The sequence below is a fragment of the Halovibrio variabilis genome (assembly GCF_007991175.1).
GTDB lineage: Bacteria > Pseudomonadota > Gammaproteobacteria > Pseudomonadales > Halomonadaceae > Vreelandella > Vreelandella variabilis.
Genome location: NZ_BJXV01000016.1, coordinates 1 through 21509, shown reverse-complemented (window position 1 = coordinate 21509; position 21509 = coordinate 1). Strand labels below are relative to the sequence as shown.

Here is a 21509-nt window from a genome sequence, read left to right as displayed (position 1 = left end):
GGTGGTTTGCAGCCGTTGAAATTGCGTTTTATATATTTGCAAGTAATTGAAGTGTATGTGTTTTTTTCTTGAATGAGAATGCAAATACAAGATTTGAAAAGAGTTTTACGGCGGTGTTGGGCACGCGACGATTGCGCAAAGTGGCCACCAATCGCTATGCTGATCGGCCATTTTGTTGTAGCAGCCGATGTGGGTAGTACCCTGTTCAGGGCAGTTTATAAGCACCTAAAAAAAGCAAAACCGCTCTTTATACCATAAGCACGCTGCTTAAAAAATACCTTGACTAGAGGCACGCCCATGAATAGAGGTCTTCACCAGCCTGGCGAGTTTCGCGATAACTGTGGTTTTGGCCTGATTGCCCATATGGAAGGCCAGGCTAGCCACGACTTGCTGAAAACCGCCATAGAATCACTGACCTGCATGACTCACCGGGGCGGTATCGCGGCCGATGGTAAAACCGGCGACGGCTGCGGCTTGCTGCTTAAAATGCCGACCCAATTTATGCAGGCGTTGGCCAAAGAGGCCTTTGATACCGAGCTGGGCGAACGCTTTGCCGTGGGCACGGTGTTTCTGCCCAATGATGACGCCCGCGAAGCGCATGCCCGTGACACCTTGACCCACGAGCTCGAAGCGCGCGGCCTCAATGTGCTTGGCTGGCGCGAGGTGCCTACCGATTCCAGCGTTTGCGGCCCCATGGCAGTCGACTGCCTGCCGCGTATTCGCCAGCTGTTTGTGCAGCCGGGCCTCGGTGAGCATTTCGATGTCGACCTGTTTATGGCCCGCCGCCGTGCCGAACAGGCGCTGCGCGACGAAGCAGACTTCTATGTTGCCTCGCTATCGTCAGAAGTCGTCTCCTATAAAGGCTTGGTGATGCCGGAAGATTTACCGGCGTTCTACCAGGACTTGAACGATCCGCGCCTGGAAACCGCCATTTGCGTGTTCCACCAGCGCTTCTCGACCAATACCGCGCCGCGCTGGCCGCTGGCGCAGCCGTTCCGTCTGCTGGCCCACAACGGTGAGATCAACACCATTGAGGCCAACCGCGGCTGGGCGAACTCGCGCAAGGCCAACTTCGTCAACGAGCGCCTGCCGGATATCGCCGAGCTGGACGAAATCGTCAACACCACCGGCTCCGACTCATCGAGCATGGACAACATGCTGGAAGTGCTGCTGACCGGTGGTATGGAGCTGCACCGCGCGGTGCGTATGATGGTGCCGCCCGCGTGGCAAAACGTGGAAACCATGGACGCCGAGCTGCGCGCCTTCTACGAATATAACTCCATGCACATGGAGCCCTGGGACGGCCCGGCGGGCGTGGTAATGACCGACGGCCGCCAGGCCGTGTGTATGCTGGACCGTAACGGGCTGCGCCCGGCGCGCTGGGTGATTACCAAAAACGGCTATATCACCCTGGCCTCGGAAACGGGCACCTACGGCTACAAGCCGGAAGATGTGGTCGCCAAAGGCCGCGTTGGCCCGGGGCAAATGCTGGCCGTGGACACCCAAACCGGCGAAGTGCTGCACACCGCTGATATCGACGAGCGGCTGAAGTCCGCTTACCCCTATAAGCGTTGGCTTAAGCAGGAGGCTAACTATCTAGAGTCGGCACTCACCGAGTTGGCGCGTTTCCAAACCATGGACGTCGACGCGCTCAACGTGCAGCAGAAGCTGTTCCAGGTGAGCTTTGAAGAGCGCGACCAGGTGCTGCGCCCGCTGGCGGAAAGTGGTCAGGAAGGGGTGGGCTCCATGGGTGACGATACCCCCATGGCGGTGCTCTCCAGCCGCCCGCGCCTGCTGACCGACTTCTTCCGGCAAAAGTTTGCCCAGGTGACCAACCCGGCCATTGATCCGCTGCGCGAAGCGATCGTGATGTCGCTGGAAACCTGTGGTGGTGCCGAGCTTAACGTGTTCAAAGCCACGCCCGAACACGCGCACCGCTTGATTTTGACTACTCCGGTACTGTCGCCGCGTAAGTTTACCGCGCTGGTCAGCCAGGATGACCCCGCTTTTGCCAGCCATACGCTGTCATTGGGCTACGACCCGGAACAGCAGAGCCTGCACCAGGCGCTCAAGGCGCTGTGCCAAGAGGCTGCAAGCCAGGTGCGCGCCGGGAAAGTGATCCTGGTGTTGTCCGATGCCGATTTGACCAAAGGGCTAATTCCCATCCAGGCTGCGCTGGCGGTTGGCGCCGTGCATACCCATCTGGGCCGCTTGGCGCTGCGGCCGAATGCCAATATTGTGATCGAAACCGGCTATGCCCGCGATGCTCACCAAATGGCGGTGCTGTTTGGCGTGGGCGCTACAGCGGTTTATCCGTGGCTCGCCTATCAGGTCATGGCCGATATGCACCGCATCGGCGAGCTGACCGGCAACCCGGCCGATAGCCGCGAGAACTACCGCAAAGGTCTGCAGAAAGGCCTGTTCAAGATCTTGTCGAAAATGGGCATCTCGACGCTGGCCTCTTACCGTGGCTCAATGCTGTTCGAGGCGGTAGGGTTGTCAGATGAAGTCATGGACATGTGTTTTACGGGCATGGCGTCGCGCATTCAAGGCGCTGGCTTTACCGAGCTGCAAATGCAGCAGGCACTGCTGGCCAAGGATGCCTGGATTCCCCGTAAAGGCATCTCTCAGGGCGGTATGTACAAATACGTCCACGGCCACGAGTACCACGCTTACAACCCCGATGTGGTGATGTCGCTGCAGGCCGCGGTGCAAGAGGGCAGCTACGCTAAGTGGAAGAAGTTTGCGCAGCTGGTCAACGAGCGTCCGGTGGCGACCATTCGTGACTTGCTTAAACTCAAGCCAGCGGAAACAGCCTTGCCGCTTGATGAAATAGAGGCCGTTGAAGATTTGCTGCCGCGTTTTGATAGCGCGGGGATGTCGTTGGGCGCGCTATCGCCGGAAGCCCACGAAGCGCTGGCCCAGGCCATGAACGAAGAAGGTGGCCGTTCTAACTCGGGTGAAGGCGGCGAAGACCCGGCCCGCTACGGCACGGTGCGCAGCTCGAAAATCAAGCAGATCGCCTCCGGTCGTTTTGGTGTGACGCCCCATTATCTGGTCAATGCGGAAGTGCTGCAGATTAAAGTCGCCCAGGGCGCCAAGCCCGGCGAAGGGGGCCAGCTGCCCGGCGGCAAAGTCAACGATCTGATTGCTCGGCTGCGCTACGCGGTGCCCGGCGTCACGCTGATTTCACCGCCGCCGCACCACGATATTTACTCGATCGAAGATTTGGCCCAGCTGATTTTTGACCTTAAACAGGTCAATCCCGACGCCCAGGTATCGGTAAAGCTGGTTTCCGAGCCGGGTATTGGCACCATCGCCACCGGTGTTGCCAAGGCCTACGCGGACCTGATCACTGTCTCCGGTTACGACGGCGGCACGGCGGCGAGCCCGCTGACCTCGATCAAGCACGCCGGTTCACCCTGGGAATTGGGGCTGCCCGAAGTGCACCAGGCACTGCGCATTAACGGCCTGCGCGATAAGATTCGTCTGCAGACCGACGGTGGCTTAAAAACCGGCCTGGATGTGGTCAAAGCGGCGATTCTGGGTGCTGAGAGCTTTGGCTTCGGTACCGCGCCGATGGTCGCGCTGGGCTGTAAGTACCTGCGTATCTGCCACCTCAACAACTGCGCCACCGGCGTCGCCACTCAGGATGATTTCCTGCGCGGCGAGCACTTCCGCGGCACTGTGGATATGGTTAAAAACTACTTCCGCTTTATCGCCGAAGAAGTACGCGAGCTGATGGCCATGCTGGGTGTGCGCAAGCTCACCGATTTGATCGGCCGCACCGACCTGCTGGAAGTGCTGGAAGGCGACACGGCTTCCCAGCGCAAGCTCGACTTAACGCCGCTGCTGGCCAATGATTCTGTGCCTAAAGATGCGCCGCAGTTCTGTAAGGTCAGCCGTAACGTGCCTCACGACCCGGGCGCCAAGAACCAGGAAGTGTTGGCGGCATTGAAAGACGCTATTGAAAACCAGTCGGGTGGTGAGTTTGACTTCACCATCACCAACTGTGACCGCAGTGTAGCGGCGTTGACGTCCGGCGCGATTGCCAAGCGCTACGGTGAAGAAGGCTTGGAAAACGCGCCGATCACCGCCCGCTTTACCGGGGTGGCGGGGCAAAGCTTCGGGGTGTGGAACGCGCGTGGCCTGAACCTGTATCTCGAAGGCGACGCCAACGACTATGTGGGTAAAGGCATGAACGGCGGCAGTATCGTGATTGTGCCGCCCAAAGTCAGTCAGTTCGAGAGCCATAAAACCGCGATTGTCGGCAATACCTGCCTATATGGCGCCACCGGCGGGACGCTGTTTGCGGCGGGTACCGCGGGTGAGCGTTTCGCGGTACGTAACTCCGGCGCCACGGCGGTGATCGAAGGCGCAGGCGACCACTGCTGCGAGTATATGACCGGCGGCCTGGTTTGTGTGCTGGGCGAGACCGGGATCAACTTCGGTGCGGGCATGACCGGTGGCTTTGCCTATGTATTGGATGAAGAGCGTACCTTCGTGGACAAGTACAACCATGAGCTGGTCGAAATTCATCGCATCAACACCGAGATCATGGAGGCGTATCGTCGCCACCTGCGTGAAATGATCGAAGCCTATGTGGCCGCGACGGGGTCTGCACGCGGGGCGGCAATTTTGGAAGACTTCAGCGACTATGCGCGGCATTTCTGGCTGGTAAAGCCAAAGGCGGCAAGTTTGGGCAGTTTGCTGGATCAATCCCGGCGTCAGCCGGAATAACCCGCTTGTGCCCATTACGCTGACAGGAGAAAGTACATGGCCAACCGTTTAAATAATGATTTTCAGTTTATCGATGTGGGTCGTAAAGACCCGCAGAAGAAAGATGCGCATACCCGTGCTAAAGAGTTTGCGGAAATTTACGAGCCTTACAAGCCCACTGATGCAGCCAGTCAGGCGCATCGCTGCCTGCATTGCGGAAATCCGTACTGCGAGTGGAAGTGCCCGGTGCACAACTACATTCCTAACTGGCTTCAGCTGGTGGTGGAAGGCAATATTATTGAAGCCGCTGAGATGTCGCACAAAACCAACTCGCTGCCCGAGGTGTGTGGCCGTGTCTGCCCCCAGGATCGGCTTTGCGAGGGCGACTGCACCCTGAATGACGGCTTTGGCGCGGTGACCATCGGTTCGATAGAGAAATACATCACCGATACGGCGTTTGCCATGGGCTGGCGTCCGGATATGTCCCATGTCGCCTGGACCGACAAAAAAGTCGCCATCATTGGCGCGGGCCCGGCCGGCTTAGGCTGTGCCGATATCCTGGCGCGCAACGGCGTTAAGCCGGTGGTGTTTGATAAGTACCCTGAAATTGGCGGCCTGCTGACCTTTGGTATCCCCGAGTTCAAGCTGGAAAAGAGCGTGATGGAGCGCCGCCGGGCGGTATTTGAGGAGATGGGCGTCGAGTTTCGCCTGAATACCGAAATCGGCACCGATATCGAGTTTGATACCTTGATGCAGGAGTACGACGCGGTCTTTCTGGGCATGGGCACTTATAAGTACATGGAAGGCGGCTTTCCTGGTGAAGATTTGCCGGGTGTCTACAAAGCCCTCGATTTCCTGATTGCCAACGTCAACCGCTGCCTGGGCTTCGAGAAAGACCCCAGCGACTATATCTCTATGGAAGGTAGGCGCGTGGTCGTGCTAGGCGGCGGCGATACCGCAATGGACTGCAACCGTACCTCGATTCGCCAAAATGCCACCAGCGTGACCTGCGCCTACCGTCGTGACGAAGGCAACATGCCGGGCTCGCGTAAAGAAGTCGCCAATGCCCGGGAAGAGGGCGTGGAGTTTCTGTTCAACCGCCAGCCGGTCGCGGTGGTGGGCGAAGAGAAGGTCGAAGGCGTGAAGGTGGTGCGCACGCGCTTGGGTGAACCGGACGAAAACGGCCGTCAGCGCCCAGAAGTGGTGCCCGGTTCTGAAGAGATCATTGCGGCGGACGCCGTGGTGATCGCCTTCGGCTTTCAGGCCAGCCCCGCCCCCTGGTTCGACCCTTCCAACATTCAGGTGGATGAGCGCGACCGCGTGAAAGCCCCGGAGCATGGCCAATACGCCTTCCAAACCAGCAACGAAAAAATCTTTGCCGGTGGCGATATGGTGCGCGGCTCTGATCTGGTGGTCACGGCGATTTATGAAGGCCGTCAAGCGGCGGAAGGGATGTTGGATTACCTGGGCGTTTAAATTAGAACAACGGGGTGCCTCCGGCACCCTTCGCCGAAGTGTCGGACCAACGCTGAAGCGCCCTCCCACAATAGTCCTGAGGCTGATGAGACTCAGGTTGTGCTTGCTGCCCTTGTGGGAGGGAGCTTCAGCTCGCGATTGACCTTCTTTGCAGATTAACCAATCGAAGAGTAGTTCAAATTGAGCCTTAGGTCGTAATCTGCTAGTCTGTCGACCCATCCTGGCGTGGCTTTCTGCCGTGCCTTCTGATCACGTTTCGACAGGTTATCCATGACACGATATATCTTCGTGACCGGCGGCGTTGTGTCTTCTCTCGGGAAGGGCATCGCTTCCGCCTCGCTTGCGGCGATTTTAGAGGCCCGCGGCCTTAAGGTCACCATGCTCAAGCTCGACCCGTACATCAATGTGGACCCGGGCACTATGAGCCCCTTCCAGCACGGTGAGGTGTTCGTCACAGAAGATGGTGCCGAAACCGACCTTGACCTCGGGCATTACGAGCGCTTCATTCGCACCAAAATGACCCAGCGCAACAACTTCACAACCGGCCGTGTTTACGAAAACGTGCTGCGTAAAGAGCGCCGTGGCGACTATTTAGGCGGCACCGTTCAGGTGATTCCGCATATTACCGACGAGATTAAAGAACGCGTTTACGCCGGTGGCGAAGGCTTTGACGTCGCGCTGGTCGAAATTGGCGGCACGGTGGGTGACATCGAATCGCTGCCGTTTCTGGAGTCGATTCGGCAAATCCGTAGCGAACAGGGCGCCAACCGCGCGCTGTTTATGCACCTGACCCTGGTGCCCTACATCAAAACCGCCGGTGAGACCAAAACCAAACCGACCCAGCACAGCGTGAAAGAGCTGCGCTCTATCGGTATCCAGCCGGATATTCTGATTTGCCGCAGCGAAGTTGAGTTGGAAGAGAGCGAGCGCCGCAAAATCGCCCTGTTCACCAACGTCGAAGAGCGCGCGGTAGTGCCTCTTCAGGATGCCGATACCATTTATCGCATTCCGCTGATGCTGCATGAGCACGGCCTGGACGAAATTGTCTGCGATAAGCTGCGCCTGGAAGCCCCCGAAGCGGATTTGTCTGAGTGGGTGAAGGTGCTGGACGCTAAGCTTAATCCGCTCAAATCGGTCAGCATCGCCATGGTGGGTAAATACATGGAGCTGCTGGATGCCTACAAGTCGCTCAATGAAGCGCTGATTCACGCCGGTATTCAAGGGCGTATCAAGGTCAACGTCGACTATATTGATTCCGAGGATATCGAGCACCACGGCACCGAGCGGCTGGCGGGCAAAGACGCCATTCTGGTCCCCGGCGGGTTTGGCGAACGCGGCGTCGAGGGCAAGATTATGACCGCCCAGTTTGCGCGTGAAAATAACGTACCGTACCTGGGTATTTGCCTAGGCATGCAGGTGGCCGTGATTGAGTTTGCCCGCAACGTAGCGGGTTGGAAAGACGCTAATTCCACCGAGTTCAGCCGCGATACCCAGCATCCGGTGGTAGGGCTGATTACGGAGTGGCTGAACCCAGAAGGCAAAATCGAGCTGCGCAATGCGGCGTCTGATCTAGGTGGCACCATGCGCTTGGGCGGCCAGATTTGTCATTTGGCGTCGGGCACAAAAGCCCGTAACGCCTATGGTTCCGATGAGATTGTCGAACGCCATCGTCACCGCTTTGAGGTGAACAACCAGTTTATCGATGAGCTTGAAAAAGCCGGGCTGGTGGTCTCAGGCAAGAGCGTCGACCAATCGTTAGTCGAAGTTATTGAGCTTGCCGATCACCCTTGGTACGTGGCTTGCCAGTTCCACCCGGAGTTCACCTCCACGCCGCGGGATGGTCATCCGCTGTTCTCGGGCTTTGTGAACGCCGCGTTAGAAAACAAAACAGCGCGTAGTCGCGCCCACGCACATTCTCAGGAATAAGGGAGCGCGCCGCCCATGCCTTCTCAAAACCGCTCTTTGAATGAAGCTCAAGAGCGTCATATTAACGTTGCCGGCTTAACCGCCGGTAATTCCTTGCCGCTGATGCTGTTAGGCGGCATGAACGTGCTGGAGTCGGCCGAGCTTGCCGACGAGGTCGCCCACGCTTACGTCACGGCGACCCAGAAATTGGGCATGTCCTACGTTTTTAAGGCCAGCTTTGATAAAGCCAACCGCAGCTCGATTCACTCCTACCGTGGCCCGGGTATTGAGAAAGGGCTGCAGATATTGGCCGATATCAAAGCCCGCTACAACGTGCCTATCATTACCGATGTGCACGAACCCTGGCAGGCCCAGGCGGCCGCAGAAGTGGCTGATATTATCCAGCTGCCGGCGTTTCTGGCCCGCCAAACCGATTTAGTGGTCGCCATGGCCAAAACCGGTGCGGTGATCAATATCAAAAAGCCGCAGTTTTTGGCGCCCCATGAAATGCGCCATATTCTGAGCAAGTTTCAGGAAGCGGGTAACGACCAGTTGATGCTCTGCGAGCGCGGTTCAAGCTTTGGGTATAACAACCTGGTTGTGGATATGCTCGGCTTTGGCGATATGAAGCAAACCGGCTACCCGGTGTTTTTCGACGTGACTCACGCGCTTCAGCGCCCCGGTGGGCGGGCGGACAGCGCTGACGGTCGTCGTGCTCAGGTGGCGGAGCTAGCGCGGGCCGGGGTGGCGGTTGGCCTTGCAGGGCTGTTTTTAGAAGCCCATCCTGACCCTGATAACGCTAAATGTGACGGCCCTTGCGCACTCCCCCTGGATCAGCTCGAACCGTTCTTAACGCAGCTGGTACAGCTGGACGCGCTGGTCAAAGGGTTTGAACCGCTGGCGATTCGCTAGACTTGTTTTTACGAAACTTGTTTTTACTAAGCTAAGCTTGGCTCATATAGTTGGCTAATCAGGGCGTTATATTAATAATTGTATTTAACCTACCGTAAAGGAAACTGCCATGACCAAAATTGTTGCTATCAGTGCGTTGGAAGTGCTGGATTCGCGTGGTAACCCCACCGTGCAGGCGCACGTACGCCTTGCCAGTGGCGCCGTTGGCGAAGCCTGCGCGCCTAGCGGTGCCTCTACCGGTTCTCGGGAAGCGTTAGAGCTGCGCGACGGCGATAAGTCGCGTTATCTGGGTAAAGGCGTGCTGAAGGCAGTCGATGCGGTCAATGGCAAAATTCGGGATGCGCTGCTGGGCATGGATGCGCGTGACCAGCGCGGCCTGGACGATGCCATGCTAGCGCTGGACGGTACCGAGAACAAAGCCAACCTGGGCGCTAACGCGATTCTGGCGGTTTCCCTGGCAGCGGCTAAAGCCGCCGCTAATGCGAAAGACGTGCCGCTGTACGCGCACATTGCCGAGCTCTACGGTCAACCTGGCCAGTACAGCATGCCGGTACCGATGATGAATATCATCAACGGCGGCGAACACGCGGATAACAACGTCGATATCCAAGAATTTATGATTCAGCCGGTGGGCGCGCCCAACTTCCGCGAAGGGCTGCGGATGGGCGCGGAAATTTTCCACACGCTGAAAAAAGTACTCTCGGCGAAGGGGCTTTCCACCTCCGTTGGCGACGAGGGCGGCTTTGCGCCCAACCTGGCGTCTAACGCCGATGCACTGGCGGTGATTAAGCAAGCCGTGGCAGATGCCGGCTATAACCTGGGCAAGGACGTTACCCTGGCGCTGGACTGTGCATCATCCGAATTCTATAAAGATGGCCAGTACAACCTTGCCGGTGAAGGCAAAAGTTACGATGCCCAAGGCTTTACCGATTACCTGGCAGGCCTTTGCGCCGACTACCCGATTGTGTCGATTGAAGACGGCATGGATGAGTCTGATTGGGCGGGCTGGAAGGCGTTGACCGACAAGCTGGGCGATAAAGTACAGCTAGTGGGCGATGACCTCTTTGTTACCAATACCAAGATTCTCAAGCGTGGTATTGATGAGCAGATCGGTAATTCGATCTTGATCAAGTTCAACCAGATCGGTTCGCTCTCTGAAACCTTGGATGCCATTAAGATGGCACAGGACGCCGGGTTTACGGCGGTCATTTCGCATCGCTCCGGTGAAACCGAAGATACCACCATTGCCGATTTGGCGGTGGCTACCTGCGCCGGGCAGATCAAGACGGGGTCGCTATGCCGCTCTGATCGCGTTGCCAAGTATAACCGCTTGCTGGTGATTGAGGCCGAGCTTGAGAACGTTACTTACCCAGGCTTGAAAGCCATTAAAGGGCAGTAAACGCCAATATCGAGCGGGTTTTTCGCGGCTGCTTGTAAGAGATGTCTCAAAAATTTGTAAGAGATATCTTACAAATGCCGACGAAATCCGCTCGATTGGGGCTAAAAAATGCCTCATTTTGTGCTAATTTAAATTTAAGCTATTGTTTTTGAAGTTATTTTTTAAATAAGGCGAGTCGTTAAGACTCGCCTTATTGCGTTGTGGCTTTGTTGAGAAGCCGCCGTGATCTGCCACAATAGGCACAGGACAAGGGGAGGCAGGGATGCTTTAGGCAGAATGCAGTGGGGTGCAAGATCGGATACGCCGGGTAATACAGTGAAGTAGGTTCTGGCAGGGACGTTATCCGAGGAGGTTGACACAGGGAGTGGTCAGAGGAAGTGCTTGGAGCGGGCGGCCCACAGGGCCGCCTTTTTTTGTCTGGGGGTTCAGGTCGGAAACCACTAAGCCAGCTATCTGTTGTGGGAGGCCGCTTCAGCGTGGTCCGACACTTCGGTGGTCCGACACTTCGGTGGTCCGACACCTCGGCGAAAGGTGCCGCAGGCACCCCCTTGGCTTCTTCATGCTAGTAGCCCAAACATTCGCGAGCTGAAGCTCCCTCCCACGGGAGTCATTATCATGCTGGCAGAATTATGAATTCCACACTGGGTGACGAAGAGCCTTAAATCGTTAGGGCACTTAGCGCTCTAGTTTCTCAAGCTTACCCGGCTTGCCATCCCACTCTTCGGCATCAGGCAGTGGGTCTTTTCTTTCGGCAATGTTGGGCCATACTTCGGCCATTTCGGCGTTAATTTCAATAAAGGCCTCCTGCCCATCGGGCAGCTCGTCTTCGGAGAATATCGCCTCGGCGGGGCACTCGGGCTCGCACAGCGCGCAGTCGATACACTCGTCCGGATGAATAACCAGGAAGTTCGGGCCCTCGTAAAAACAGTCGACCGGGCAGACTTCCACACAGTCGGTGTATTTGCACTGGATGCAGTTCTCGGTAACGACAAACGTCATCTTGCTATCCCTCTTGCAGGGCCGGGACACACCCGGCCATGGTCAATCGTGAATGGTTATAAATCAGCCGTTTTTTATAAGCTAAAAGTTTGAGCGACATTCTAGAGGTGCGCTTACCCGGCGGCAAGCGCCATATGGTTTCAGAGCTATCTCTGTTGGTAGCAATGCCAGTACAGGTTTCCGCGAGGGCGCTGTAAACCCATCCCTGGGCGCTACTTTTTCCATCTGACCGCCACGGATGGCGGAAATGCCGGCATTGTCGGGAATATTTTCCGGCCTTGGAAAAAGACCCTCGCTCCAACCTGCACTGGCACTAGAAACTCACTGATGGTCTTCCAAGTTAGATCAGGTCTCGCCACTGATACAACAGTGACAGCGCTTCCCGCGGCGATAAACCATCTACATCGACGTTTTCCAGCGCCTCGACCACTGGGTGCGGCGCGGCGGCGAACAGGTCGTTCTGCTGCGGCGTGGTGCGCGGCGCTTGCGCCGTGTTGTCCACATCACGCTGCTCCAGGCTCATCAGCTTTTCACGGGCGCGTTTGATCACATGATTCGGCACGCCCGCCAGTTGCGCCACCTGCAAGCCGTAGCTCTGGCTGGCCGGGCCCGCTTCAATGCGGTGCATGAACACAATGCTGTCGCCATGCTCGGTGGCCGTTAAATGAATATTGGCCACGCCCTCGGTATGCTCAGGCAAGGCGGTCATTTCAAAGTAGTGGGTGGCAAATAGCGTGAGGGCTCGGTTTTTAGCCAGATGCTCAGCGCTAGCCCAGGCCAGCGATAAACCGTCAAAGGTGCTGGTGCCGCGGCCAATCTCATCCATCAGGATCAGGCTTTGCGGGGTGGCGTTGTGCAGAATATTGGCGGTTTCGGTCATTTCCACCATAAAGGTAGAGCGGCCGCCAGCCAAGTCATCCGATGAGCCAATACGGGTGAATATTCGATCCAGCGGACCGATCTCGGCTGTATCGGCGGGCACGAAGCTGCCGCAGTGGGCCAGCAGGGCGATGAGCGCCGTCTGACGCATATAGGTCGATTTACCGCCCATATTGGGCCCGGTAATAATCAACATATGCTGGTCAGGATTGAGCGTTACATCGTTGGGCACAAAGGGCGTGTCGCTGACCTGCTCGACCACCGGGTGTCTACCCGCGTCAATTTGAATACCCGTGGTTTGGCTTAACGTTGGGCGCACCCAGTTCAGCGCCTCGGCGCGTTCGGCAAAGGTGCACAGCACGTCCAGCTCCGCCAGGGCTTGCGAGGTGCCTTGCAGCGCGTGAAGGCTATCGTTCAGCTCGCCCAGCAGGCGATCATAGAGCCATTTCTCACGGGTTAACGCGCGGGATTTAGCCGATAGCGCCTTATCTTCAAACTCTTTGAGTTCGGGAATAATAAACCGCTCGGCATTTTTAAGCGTTTGGCGGCGAATATAGTCAGCGGGCGCTTGCTGGGCCTGGGCGCGGGGCAGCTCGATAAAGTAGCCGTGTACCCGGTTGTAGCCAACTTTTAGATGGGCCAACCCGGTGCGTTCGCGCTCGCGGGTTTCCAGCTTGATCAAGTAGTCGCCAGCGTTCTCGGCCATGCCGCGGTGTTCGTCGAGCTCAGCGTCAAAGCCATCGGCAATCACCCCGCCATCGCGGATCACCACCGGCGGGTTTTCGACCAGCGCGCGGCTGAGCATATCGGCCATTTCCGGGTAGGGGCGAACATGCGAGCGCAGGCTGTCCAGGGCGCTGCCGCGTTCTACCTCGCTGAGCTGTTGCTCTAGCTCCGGAAGGGTCACCAGCGCATCGCGCAGGCGGGCCAAGTCGCGGGGGCGGGCGCTATACAGCGCCACACGGGCGAGAATGCGCTCCACGTCGCCTACGTCGCTCAATGTTTCACGTAGCGGCATAAAAGCCGCTTCCAAGCTTAACAGCGCCACGCCTGCATGGCGGGCCTGGACAACATCGCGCTGGCGTAGCGGGCGGTTGAGCCAGCGCTTGAGAAGCCGTGAGCCCATGGCCGTGGTGCAGGTGTCCAGCACGCTAGCCAGGGTATTGTCAGTACTGCCGCCAAGGTTGATATCGATTTCCAGATTGCGGCGGCTGGCGGCATCGATGACCACCGCATCGTCGCGGTTCTCGACGCTGATCGCGGTAACGTGGGGCAGGCGCGAGCGCTGGGTATCGCGGGCGTAGTCTATCAACACGCCAGCGGCCATCAGCGCAGTGGTTAAATGCGCGCAGCCAAAACCGCGTAAATCCTGGACTTCAAACTGGTCGCAGAGGCTGCGGGTAGCGCTTTCCAAATCAAACAGCCACTCCCCCTGGCGGCGCAGGCTGCGTTTTTGCGACCAGGCATCGGGAAGCGTTAGGCTTTCAGGCACCAGCAGTTCAGCGGGGGAGAGGCGAGTCAGCTCGGCCAGCATCTCTGCTTCGCTCTCCACCTCCAACACGTTGAAGCGGCCGCTGGAGAGCTCCAGCCAGGCAAGGCCCCAGCTGTTTTTTCCAGGCGCAACAGAGACCAGCACATTGTCGCGACGCGCATCGAGCAGCGCTTCATCGTGGAGCGTGCCGGGGGTGACAATGCGCACCACTTGGCGGTCAACGGGGCCTTTACTGGTGGCCGGGTCGCCAATCTGCTCACAAATAGCCACCGACTCGCCGCCGGCGACCAGACGTGCCAAATAGCCCTCGGCACTGTGATAGGGTACACCTGCCATGGGGATCGGTTTGCCACCCGATTGCCCGCGCTGGGTCAGGGTGATATCCAGCAGCGCGGCGGCGCGCTTGGCGTCGTCGAAAAACAGCTCGTAAAAATCCCCCATGCGGTAAAACAGCAGTACCTCGGGGTGTTCGCGTTTGATCTTTAAATATTGCGTGATCATTGGCGTGTTGGCGGGAATAGCCTGTGACATGGGCATCCTGATTAAGCGTAGCGCAAGCCATCTCGGCTTACGGCATGTTCTTTGCGCGGTTTCTGTGAGCCAGTGCGTTAAGAAAGCTCGTTGAGAAAGCTAAACGCGCTATTCTACGCTGAACAGACGACTTACTTGAAGGAGCGACGACAGTGCCCAGCGAAGCTAGCTTGAAAAATCTTGATTTAACCCAGTTGGCACAGCGGCTGGGGCAGCTTTGTCAGCAGTTGGGTGTGGAAGTGACCGCCGCTGAATCATGCACCGGCGGCGGCATTGCCAGTGCGATTACCGCTGTTGCAGGTAGCTCTGCTTATTTTACGACCGGCTATGTGACCTACGCGAATGCGGCTAAAACGCGCTTATTGGGAGTGCCTGAAGCCACGCTGGCTGAACACGGCGCGGTAAGTGAAGCGGTGGTTAACGCCATGGCGACAGGCGCCTGCCGGGAAAGCGGTGCCGATCTGGCCGTTGCCGTTAGTGGTGTCGCCGGACCGGATGGCGGTAGCGAAGCGAAACCGGTCGGCACGGTATGGCTTGCATGGGGCAATGCCGAAAGCCAGCAGGTAAAGTGCTTTCATTTCCCTGGTGATCGTCAGGCCGTGCGTGAGCAAGCCGTACGGGAGGGGCTGGTAGGGCTGGTGGCCCACTTGAGGGACCAGGCCCAAAACAGTGAAAAGAAATAATCGTTAAATATGCTGGCGAGGATTTGTTTAGTCGCCAATCTTTGGCATACTACTGGCTAATTATACAGCTTGTTATGAGGAATCTCTGAATGGCTCAGGATGACAACCGCACCAAAGCGCTAAACGCTGCACTCACCCAAATCGACCGTCAGTTCGGCAAGGGCACCGTCATGCGTCTAGGCGACGCGCCGCGTGTGGTCATGCCGTCGGTTTCCACCGGCTCGCTGGGTCTGGATATCGCCCTTGGCATCGGTGGTTTGCCGTATGGTCGTGTGGCGGAAATTTTTGGCCCGGAGTCCTCGGGTAAGACAACGCTGACCCTTTCGGTGATTGCGCAAGCGCAAAAGCAAGGCAAAGTGTGTGCCTTCGTCGATGCGGAGCATGCCCTTGACCCCAGCTATGCCGAAAAACTTGGCGTCAACCTGGATGACCTGCTGATTTCCCAGCCGGACACTGGCGAGCAGGCGTTAGAAGTTACCGATATGCTGGTACGCTCCGGCGGCGTTGACATCATTGTCATTGACTCGGTGGCGGCACTGACCCCGCGGGCTGAGATCGAAGGCGAGATGGGTGACACCCACGTTGGCCTGCAGGCGCGCCTGATGTCGCAAGCCTTGCGTAAAATCAGCGGTAATATCAAAAATGCCAATTGCCTGGTGATCTTCATCAACCAGATTCGCATGAAGATCGGCGTGATGTTTGGTAGCCCCGAAACCACCACCGGGGGTAACGCGCTTAAGTTCTACGCCAGCGTGCGCCTGGATATTCGCCGTACGGGGTCGGTGAAGGTCGGCGATGAAGTCACCGGTAATGAAACCCGCGTGAAAGTGGTTAAAAACAAGGTGGCACCGCCGTTCCGTCAGGCCGAGTTCCAGATTCTTTACGGCAAAGGCATTTACCATGCCGGTGAAGTCGTTGACCTGGGCGTGCAGCGCAATCTCGTCGATAAAGCCGGCGCCTGGTACAGCTACAAGGGTAAGAAAATCGGCCAGGGTAAAGCGAACGCCGCCCAGTATCTGGAAGAGCACCCTGACATTATGGTCGAGATCGAAACCCAGATTCGTGAGCAGCTCCTGGCCAAGCCCGATCCCAAAAAGGAGAAGGCAGAAGAAGCGCCTACAAAAGCAGCGGCGGAAGCGGATACGGGTGACGACGATCTGCTCTAAGACGATCTGATGGCCTTTACCTCGCAACGCGATGCCTCGCCCCGTGATATCGCTATTGGCTTACTGGCTCGGCGCGAATATTCCCGCGCCGAACTGGCCCAGCGGTTGAAGAAAAAAGCCTTCGATGAGGCGGCGATCGATGACTGTCTGGATACGCTGATTGAGCAAGGGCTGCAGTCTGACGCGCGGTTTGCGGCGGTTTTCGTACGCTCACGCATGTTGCGCGGCCAGGGTGTCATTCGTATTAAAGGCGAGCTGCGCCAGCGCGGCGTCGATCAAGACACGCTCAGTGCTGCCTTCGAAGCGGTGGAGGAGAGCGAAAACGTCGACTGGTTTGAGCTGGCCCGTGAAACCCTGGCGCGGCGCTTTGACAGCCCCGGCGAGACCCCCAAAGAGCGCGCCAGGCGCGAGCGTTTTCTGGTCAACCGTGGTTTCGATTTTGAGCAAATCCGCTATGCGCTTTCCTGCCTGTAAAGCGTTTTCTAGCGCCTGTTAAACCGCCCCTCTTACATTTCTTATAGCGCTCTAATACGCTTGTTCACTTCGTTGTTCCCATGGCTGTTTGCCTGTCTGCCACTAAGTGCGGCTTTAGTCGTTTGATAACTGCGCTATAATGGCTGCTTTGCGACCCCCTTAGGGTAGCGTCGACAGCGCCCTGGGACATCACGCTTTATTGTTACGGATACCCTATGAAAAGCGCAGAGATCAGACAGGCCTTTCTCACCTTCTTCGCCGAGCAGGGGCATACGATTGTACCCACCGGCTCTTTAGTGCCGGGCAACGACCCGACGCTGCTGTTTACCAATGCTGGCATGGTGCCGTTTAAAGATGTGTTTCTGGGTCTCGACCCGCGCCCTTACGTGCGCGCCACGTCTGCGCAGCGCTGCGTACGCGCGGGCGGCAAGCATAATGACTTAGATAACGTGGGCTACACCGCGCGCCACCACACCTTCTTTGAAATGCTGGGTAACTTCAGTTTTGGCGACTACTTCAAGCGCGATGCCATTCGCTTTGCCTGGGTGTTTTTGACCGAAACGTTAGGGTTGCCCAAAGATAAATTGTGGGTCACGGTCCATACCAGCGATGACGAAGCTGAGCGTATCTGGAAAGACGAGATTGGTATCGACCCTGAGCGTTTCTCCAAGCTGGGTGAAGACAACTTCTGGCAGATGGGCGACACCGGCCCCTGCGGCCCCAGCTCGGAAATCTTCTTTGATCACGGCCCTGAGGTATGGGGTGGCCCGCCGGGAAGCCCAGAAGAAGATGGTGATCGCTACATCGAAATCTGGAACCTGGTGTTCATGCAGTTTGATCGCGATGCTGCAGGCACGCTCAATCCGCTGCCCAAGCCCTCCATCGATACCGGCATGGGCCTGGAGCGGGTCGCCGCCGTGATGCAGGGTGTGCACTCCAACTATCAGATCGACCTGTTCCAGAACCTGCTGCGCGCTGCGGCTAAAGCCACCGGCCACCCCGATACGGCCACGCCCTCGCTTCGCGTGATTGCCGACCACATTCGCTCCTGCGCCTTCCTGATTGCCGACGGCGTGATGCCCTCTAATGAGGGGCGCGGCTACGTGCTGCGGCGGATTATTCGCCGCGCGATTCGGCATGGCCACAAGCTGGGCGCGGTAGAGCCGTTCTTCCACAAGCTGGTTGACGCGCTGGACGCTGAAATGGGCGACGCCTACCCAGAGCTGCGCGAAGCCAGTGAGCAAATCGTGCGCATATTGTTGAAAGAAGAAGAGCAGTTCGCGCGCACTCTGGATCATGGCATGGGGCTGTTGAACGCGGCCCTGGCCGAGCTGGATGGCAAGGTGCTGCCGGGCGAAACCGTGTTTAAGCTTTACGACACCTACGGCTTTCCCTTCGACCTCACCGCCGATGTCTGCCGCGAACGCGGCGTTACTCTGGACGAAGAGGGCTTTCAGCAGGCGTTGGAGGCCCAGCGTGAGCGCGCCCGGGCGGCCAGCCAGTTCGGCGCCGACTACAGCGCTTCGATTGAGTTGGAGGGCGAGACGGCCTTCACAGGCTACGACCGCCTGGAAGATCAGGCCAAGGTGACGGCGCTGGTCGACAGCGAAGGTAACGCATTGGCCGCGCTGGAAGCGGGTCAGAAGGGCGTCGTGGTACTCGACCGCACGCCATTTTACGGTGAGTCTGGCGGGCAGGTGGGCGATACCGGCTACCTGTATGTTGACGGCGGGCGCTTCCAGGTAACGGATACCCAAAAGCAGCGCGGTCATCACCTTCACCAGGGCATCATGGTCGAAGGTTCGCTAAGCGTCGGTGCCAGCGTTCGTGGCGAGGTGGATGCCAGCCTGCGCGCCGCCACCATCCGCAATCACTCGGCGACTCATCTACTGCACAAAGCGCTGCGCATGGTGCTGGGTGATCACGTGCAGCAGAAAGGCTCGCTGGTTAACGCCGAGCGCCTGCGCTTTGACTTTAGCCACTTCGAACCGATGACCGCCGAGCAACTTGCAGAAGTCGAGCGGCTGGTCAACGAGCAGATTTTGGCTAACGCGCCGACCAAGACCGAGCAGATGAGCCTGGATCAAGCCAAGGCCAAAGGGGCGGCGGCGCTGTTTGAAGCCAAATACGCCGACAACGTACGCGTGCTGACCATTGGCGCGGATGACTTCTCTATCGAGCTGTGTGGTGGCACTCACGTGGCGCGCAGCGGCGATATTGGCTGCTGCCACGTGATGAGCGAAGTGGGTATTGCCTCCGGTGTGCGTCGTATCGAAGCGGTTACCGGCGAAAATGCATTGACCTACTTCCGCGAGCAGGAAGCACGCCTTGAACGCTTGGGCGAGCGTTTGAAGACCAAGCCTGAGCAGGTCGAGGCGCGGGTAGAGTCGCTGGTTGAGCGCAACCGCAGCCTGGAAAAAGAGCTTGAGCAGTTGAAGGCCAAGCTGGCTAGCGCGGCGGGTAGCGACATGCTCAGCCAGGTAACAGAGGTCAACGGCGTTAAACTACTGGCGACCCAGCTAGACGGCGTATCGGGCAAAGACTTACGCGGCATTCTTGATCAGCTCAAGAACAAGCTCGGCTCCGGGGTGATTATCCTCGGCGTTACCGACCCGGCGGCGGGCAAGGTCAGCCTAATTGCTGGGGTCACCCAAGACCTGGTCGGCCGTGTGAAAGCCGGCGAGTTAGTCAACCATGTGGCCTCTCAGGTAGGCGGTAAGGGCGGCGGTCGCCCCGACATGGCCCAGGCGGGGGGGAGTCAACCCGACGCCTTGCCGGATGCGTTGAAGAGCGTGCCGGCATGGTTGGAAAACGTACTTAGCTAAACCGCAAGGCTGGTGGCATTATTGTCACCGGCCTTATTTGTTTAGGAGACCTCTGATTAACTATTGCGCTTATGACGTTAATCAAAGGTTCCTGGAACGCAATGTAATGACACCCTTCATTCCCGAACGCATAGGAAAAACGGCATATGGCACTATACGTACAGAAGTTCGGCGGCACTTCGGTGGGCTCTGTCGAGCGTATCAAGGCCGTGGCGGAAAAGGTTAAGGGCTTCCGCGACCGAGGCCATCAGGTGGTGGTGGTGGTTTCCGCCATGAGCGGCGAAACCAACCGTCTGACGGACATGGCGCAGGCGCTGAACGAAGACCCTGCGCCGCGCGAAATGGACATGCTGCTGTCCACCGGTGAGCAGGTGACTATTTCACTGCTCGCCATGGCGCTGCAGCAAATCGGTGTGCCAGCCACGTCGCACACTGGCGCCCAGGTTGGCATTCATACCGATAGCGCCTATACCAAGGCGCGTATACAGCGCATTGAAACCGATGACCTGAAGGCTGATCTAGAAGCCGGCCAAGTGGTGGTCGTCGCCGGTTTCCAGGGCGTTGATGAAGACGGCAATATTACCACCTTGGGGCGCGGCGGTTCCGACACCACCGGGGTCGCTTTGGCTGCGGCGTTAGGTGCCGATGAATGTCAGATTTACACCGATGTGGATGGCGTCTACACCACTGACCCCCGCGTATGCACCAAAGCCCGGCGCTTAACGAGCATTACCGTGGAGGAGATGCTGGAGCTGGCAAGCTTAGGCTCTAAAGTGCTGCAGATTCGTGCGGTAGAGTTTGCCGGAAAATACAACGTGCCCCTGCGGGTGCTGTCGAGCTTTGAAGACGGCCCCGGTACCCTAATTATTGCGGAAGCAGACCAAGACGAGGACACCATGGAAGAACCACTGATCTCCGGTATCGCTTTTACTAAAAATGAAGCAAAATTAACCCTGCTTAACACGCCTGACGTGCCAGGCGTGGCGTCGCGTATTCTTGGCCCGATTGCCGATGCCAATATCGAAGTTGATATGATCGTACAGAACGTGGCGCCCGCTGGGGACTATACCGATTTCACCTTTACAGTCGCTAAGGGTGATTATAAAGCCACCAAAAAACTGCTTGAAGAGACGGTGATTCCTGATCTGGGTGGTGGTGATCTGCGTGGTGACGACAATATTGCCAAGGTCTCGCTCGTGGGTGTGGGTATGCGTTCCCACGCGGGTGTTGCGTCGAAAATGTTCCGCGTTCTGGCTGACGAAAACATCAACATCCGTATGGTATCGACCTCTGAGATCAAAATTTCGGTGGTGATCGATGAGAAGCATATGGAGCTGGCCGTTAACGCGTTACATACAGCGTTTGGCCTAGATAAATCAGATATCGAATCTGAATAACACTAATACCTTAAACCTTCTACGCTGATGGGTACTCGCTGCCGTATGGTCGTGGGCTTTCTTTCAACGGGAGGTTAAGGTGTCATGGAGCCGGAGCCATTGGTGACAGGCGCTGCTATGCCGCATAATGGTAAGGTGGCGCCCCGGTAGACACAGCCCGTTGCAAAAAAACGTCTGAGAAGGAGATCAGCCATGCTCATATTAACTCGCCGTGTTGGCGAAACCCTGATGATCGGCGATGAAATTACTGTCACCGTGCTGGGTGTGAAGGGAAATCAAGTACGTATCGGTGTTAATGCGCCCAAAGATGTTGCGGTCCACCGCGAAGAGATCTATCAGCGTATTCAGCGTGAAAGAGACGGTGAGAACGAGGTAGATTAACGCTTACGTCCCTGTATGAACCTCGTTCCACCCTGTTATGTGTTGCGGGTAAGGCAAGGCGGCGCGAAAAAAATTGGCGCAAGGCTAGACACAGCAAGCCTAAATCGGTAATATTCGCGCCGTGCCGTTGAGGAGAGGTGGCCGAGTGGCTGAAGGCGCTCCCCTGCTAAGGGAGTATAGGGTTTATAGCCCTATCGAGGGTTCGAATCCCTCTCTCTCCGCCAATTGCATGGCTAGAAAGTGCTTAGTTAAAAAGTACATGGTTAAAAGG

General features: G+C 57.5%; 13 protein-coding genes and 1 tRNA gene. 12 read left to right on the top strand and 2 right to left on the bottom strand.

Going from position 1 to position 21509, the window contains the following annotated elements; genetic code table 11:
* The first annotated feature begins 297 nt into the window (after positions 1 to 297).
* The 5 genes from gltB to eno all read left to right on the top strand — a co-directional run bounded on the left by gltB (position 298) and on the right by eno (position 10411).
* A complete protein-coding gene (gene gltB, locus HVA01_RS13635; RefSeq protein ID WP_146875964.1) occupies positions 298 to 4740 on the top strand; it encodes a glutamate synthase large subunit in 4443 nt (1480 codons plus the stop codon).
* Between the two features lie 36 nt (positions 4741 to 4776).
* Positions 4777 to 6195, top strand: coding sequence for a glutamate synthase small subunit GltD family protein (locus HVA01_RS13630; protein ID WP_146875963.1), 1419 nt, complete (start codon positions 4777 to 4779; stop codon positions 6193 to 6195).
* A 270-nt stretch (positions 6196 to 6465) separates the two neighbouring features.
* Complete coding sequence (gene pyrG, locus HVA01_RS13625) at positions 6466 to 8121, top strand: CTP synthase (RefSeq protein WP_146875962.1); 1656 nt, start codon at positions 6466 to 6468, stop codon at positions 8119 to 8121.
* A 15-nt stretch (positions 8122 to 8136) separates the two neighbouring features.
* A complete protein-coding gene (kdsA, locus tag HVA01_RS13620) occupies positions 8137 to 9012 on the top strand; it encodes a 3-deoxy-8-phosphooctulonate synthase (RefSeq protein WP_146875961.1) in 876 nt (291 codons plus the stop codon).
* A 109-nt stretch (positions 9013 to 9121) separates the two neighbouring features.
* Complete coding sequence (gene eno / locus HVA01_RS13615; RefSeq protein WP_146875960.1) at positions 9122 to 10411, top strand: phosphopyruvate hydratase; 1290 nt, start codon at positions 9122 to 9124, stop codon at positions 10409 to 10411.
* A gap of 675 nt (positions 10412 to 11086) precedes the next feature.
* Here the strand turns inward: eno and fdxA are convergent.
* The gene (fdxA, locus tag HVA01_RS13610) at positions 11087 to 11410 is read right to left on the bottom strand and encodes a ferredoxin FdxA (RefSeq protein WP_007111508.1); all 324 of its coding nucleotides are present in this window, start codon (positions 11408 to 11410) and stop codon (positions 11087 to 11089) included.
* Positions 11411 to 11750: 340 nt separating this feature from the next.
* Positions 11751 to 14312 carry a DNA mismatch repair protein MutS gene (gene mutS / locus HVA01_RS13605; protein ID WP_146875959.1) on the bottom strand — a complete coding sequence of 854 codons (2562 nt, stop codon included), beginning with the start codon at positions 14310 to 14312 and terminating at the stop codon, positions 11751 to 11753.
* A gap of 152 nt (positions 14313 to 14464) precedes the next feature.
* Between mutS and HVA01_RS13600 the strand changes: the two genes are divergently transcribed.
* The 7 genes from HVA01_RS13600 to HVA01_RS13570 all read left to right on the top strand — a co-directional run bounded on the left by HVA01_RS13600 (position 14465) and on the right by HVA01_RS13570 (position 21462).
* Positions 14465 to 14995 carry a CinA family protein gene (locus HVA01_RS13600; RefSeq protein ID WP_146875958.1) on the top strand — a complete coding sequence of 177 codons (531 nt, stop codon included), beginning with the start codon at positions 14465 to 14467 and terminating at the stop codon, positions 14993 to 14995.
* A gap of 89 nt (positions 14996 to 15084) precedes the next feature.
* Positions 15085 to 16161 carry a recombinase RecA gene (gene recA / locus HVA01_RS13595; RefSeq protein ID WP_146875957.1) on the top strand — a complete coding sequence of 359 codons (1077 nt, stop codon included), beginning with the start codon at positions 15085 to 15087 and terminating at the stop codon, positions 16159 to 16161.
* Between the two features lie 9 nt (positions 16162 to 16170).
* On the top strand, positions 16171 to 16635 hold the full coding sequence (locus tag HVA01_RS13590; RefSeq protein WP_146875956.1) for a regulatory protein RecX: 465 nt from the start codon (positions 16171 to 16173) through the stop codon (positions 16633 to 16635).
* A gap of 215 nt (positions 16636 to 16850) precedes the next feature.
* A complete protein-coding gene (gene alaS, locus HVA01_RS13585) occupies positions 16851 to 19460 on the top strand; it encodes an alanine--tRNA ligase (protein WP_146875955.1) in 2610 nt (869 codons plus the stop codon).
* A gap of 146 nt (positions 19461 to 19606) precedes the next feature.
* Positions 19607 to 20857, top strand: a complete 1251-nt coding sequence (locus HVA01_RS13580; protein WP_146875954.1) for an aspartate kinase — start codon at positions 19607 to 19609, stop codon at positions 20855 to 20857.
* Positions 20858 to 21049: 192 nt separating this feature from the next.
* Positions 21050 to 21238 (top strand): carbon storage regulator CsrA, encoded by a 189-nt coding sequence (csrA, locus tag HVA01_RS13575; protein ID WP_146875953.1) that lies wholly within the window; start codon positions 21050 to 21052, stop codon positions 21236 to 21238.
* Positions 21239 to 21369: 131 nt separating this feature from the next.
* Positions 21370 to 21462 (top strand) — tRNA-Ser (locus HVA01_RS13570).
* Positions 21463 to 21509 lie beyond the last annotated feature (47 nt).

Bases quoted from the DNA above. Each gene is read 5' to 3' on its own strand.
- gltB (WP_146875964.1), top strand. From the start codon at position 298: ATGAATAGAGGTCTTCACCAGCCTGGCGAGTTTCGCGATAACTGTGGT.
- HVA01_RS13630 (WP_146875963.1), top strand. From the start codon at position 4,777: ATGGCCAACCGTTTAAATAATGATTTTCAGTTTATCGATGTGGGTCGT.
- pyrG (WP_146875962.1), top strand. From the start codon at position 6,466: ATGACACGATATATCTTCGTGACCGGCGGCGTTGTGTCTTCTCTCGGG.
- kdsA (WP_146875961.1), top strand. From the start codon at position 8,137: ATGCCTTCTCAAAACCGCTCTTTGAATGAAGCTCAAGAGCGTCATATT.
- eno (WP_146875960.1), top strand. From the start codon at position 9,122: ATGACCAAAATTGTTGCTATCAGTGCGTTGGAAGTGCTGGATTCGCGT.
- fdxA (WP_007111508.1), bottom strand. From the start codon at position 11,410: ATGACGTTTGTCGTTACCGAGAACTGCATCCAGTGCAAATACACCGAC.
- mutS (WP_146875959.1), bottom strand. From the start codon at position 14,312: ATGTCACAGGCTATTCCCGCCAACACGCCAATGATCACGCAATATTTA.
- recA (WP_146875957.1), top strand. From the start codon at position 15,085: ATGGCTCAGGATGACAACCGCACCAAAGCGCTAAACGCTGCACTCACC.
- HVA01_RS13590 (WP_146875956.1), top strand. From the start codon at position 16,171: ATGGCCTTTACCTCGCAACGCGATGCCTCGCCCCGTGATATCGCTATT.
- alaS (WP_146875955.1), top strand. From the start codon at position 16,851: ATGAAAAGCGCAGAGATCAGACAGGCCTTTCTCACCTTCTTCGCCGAG.
- HVA01_RS13580 (WP_146875954.1), top strand. From the start codon at position 19,607: ATGGCACTATACGTACAGAAGTTCGGCGGCACTTCGGTGGGCTCTGTC.
- csrA (WP_146875953.1), top strand. From the start codon at position 21,050: ATGCTCATATTAACTCGCCGTGTTGGCGAAACCCTGATGATCGGCGAT.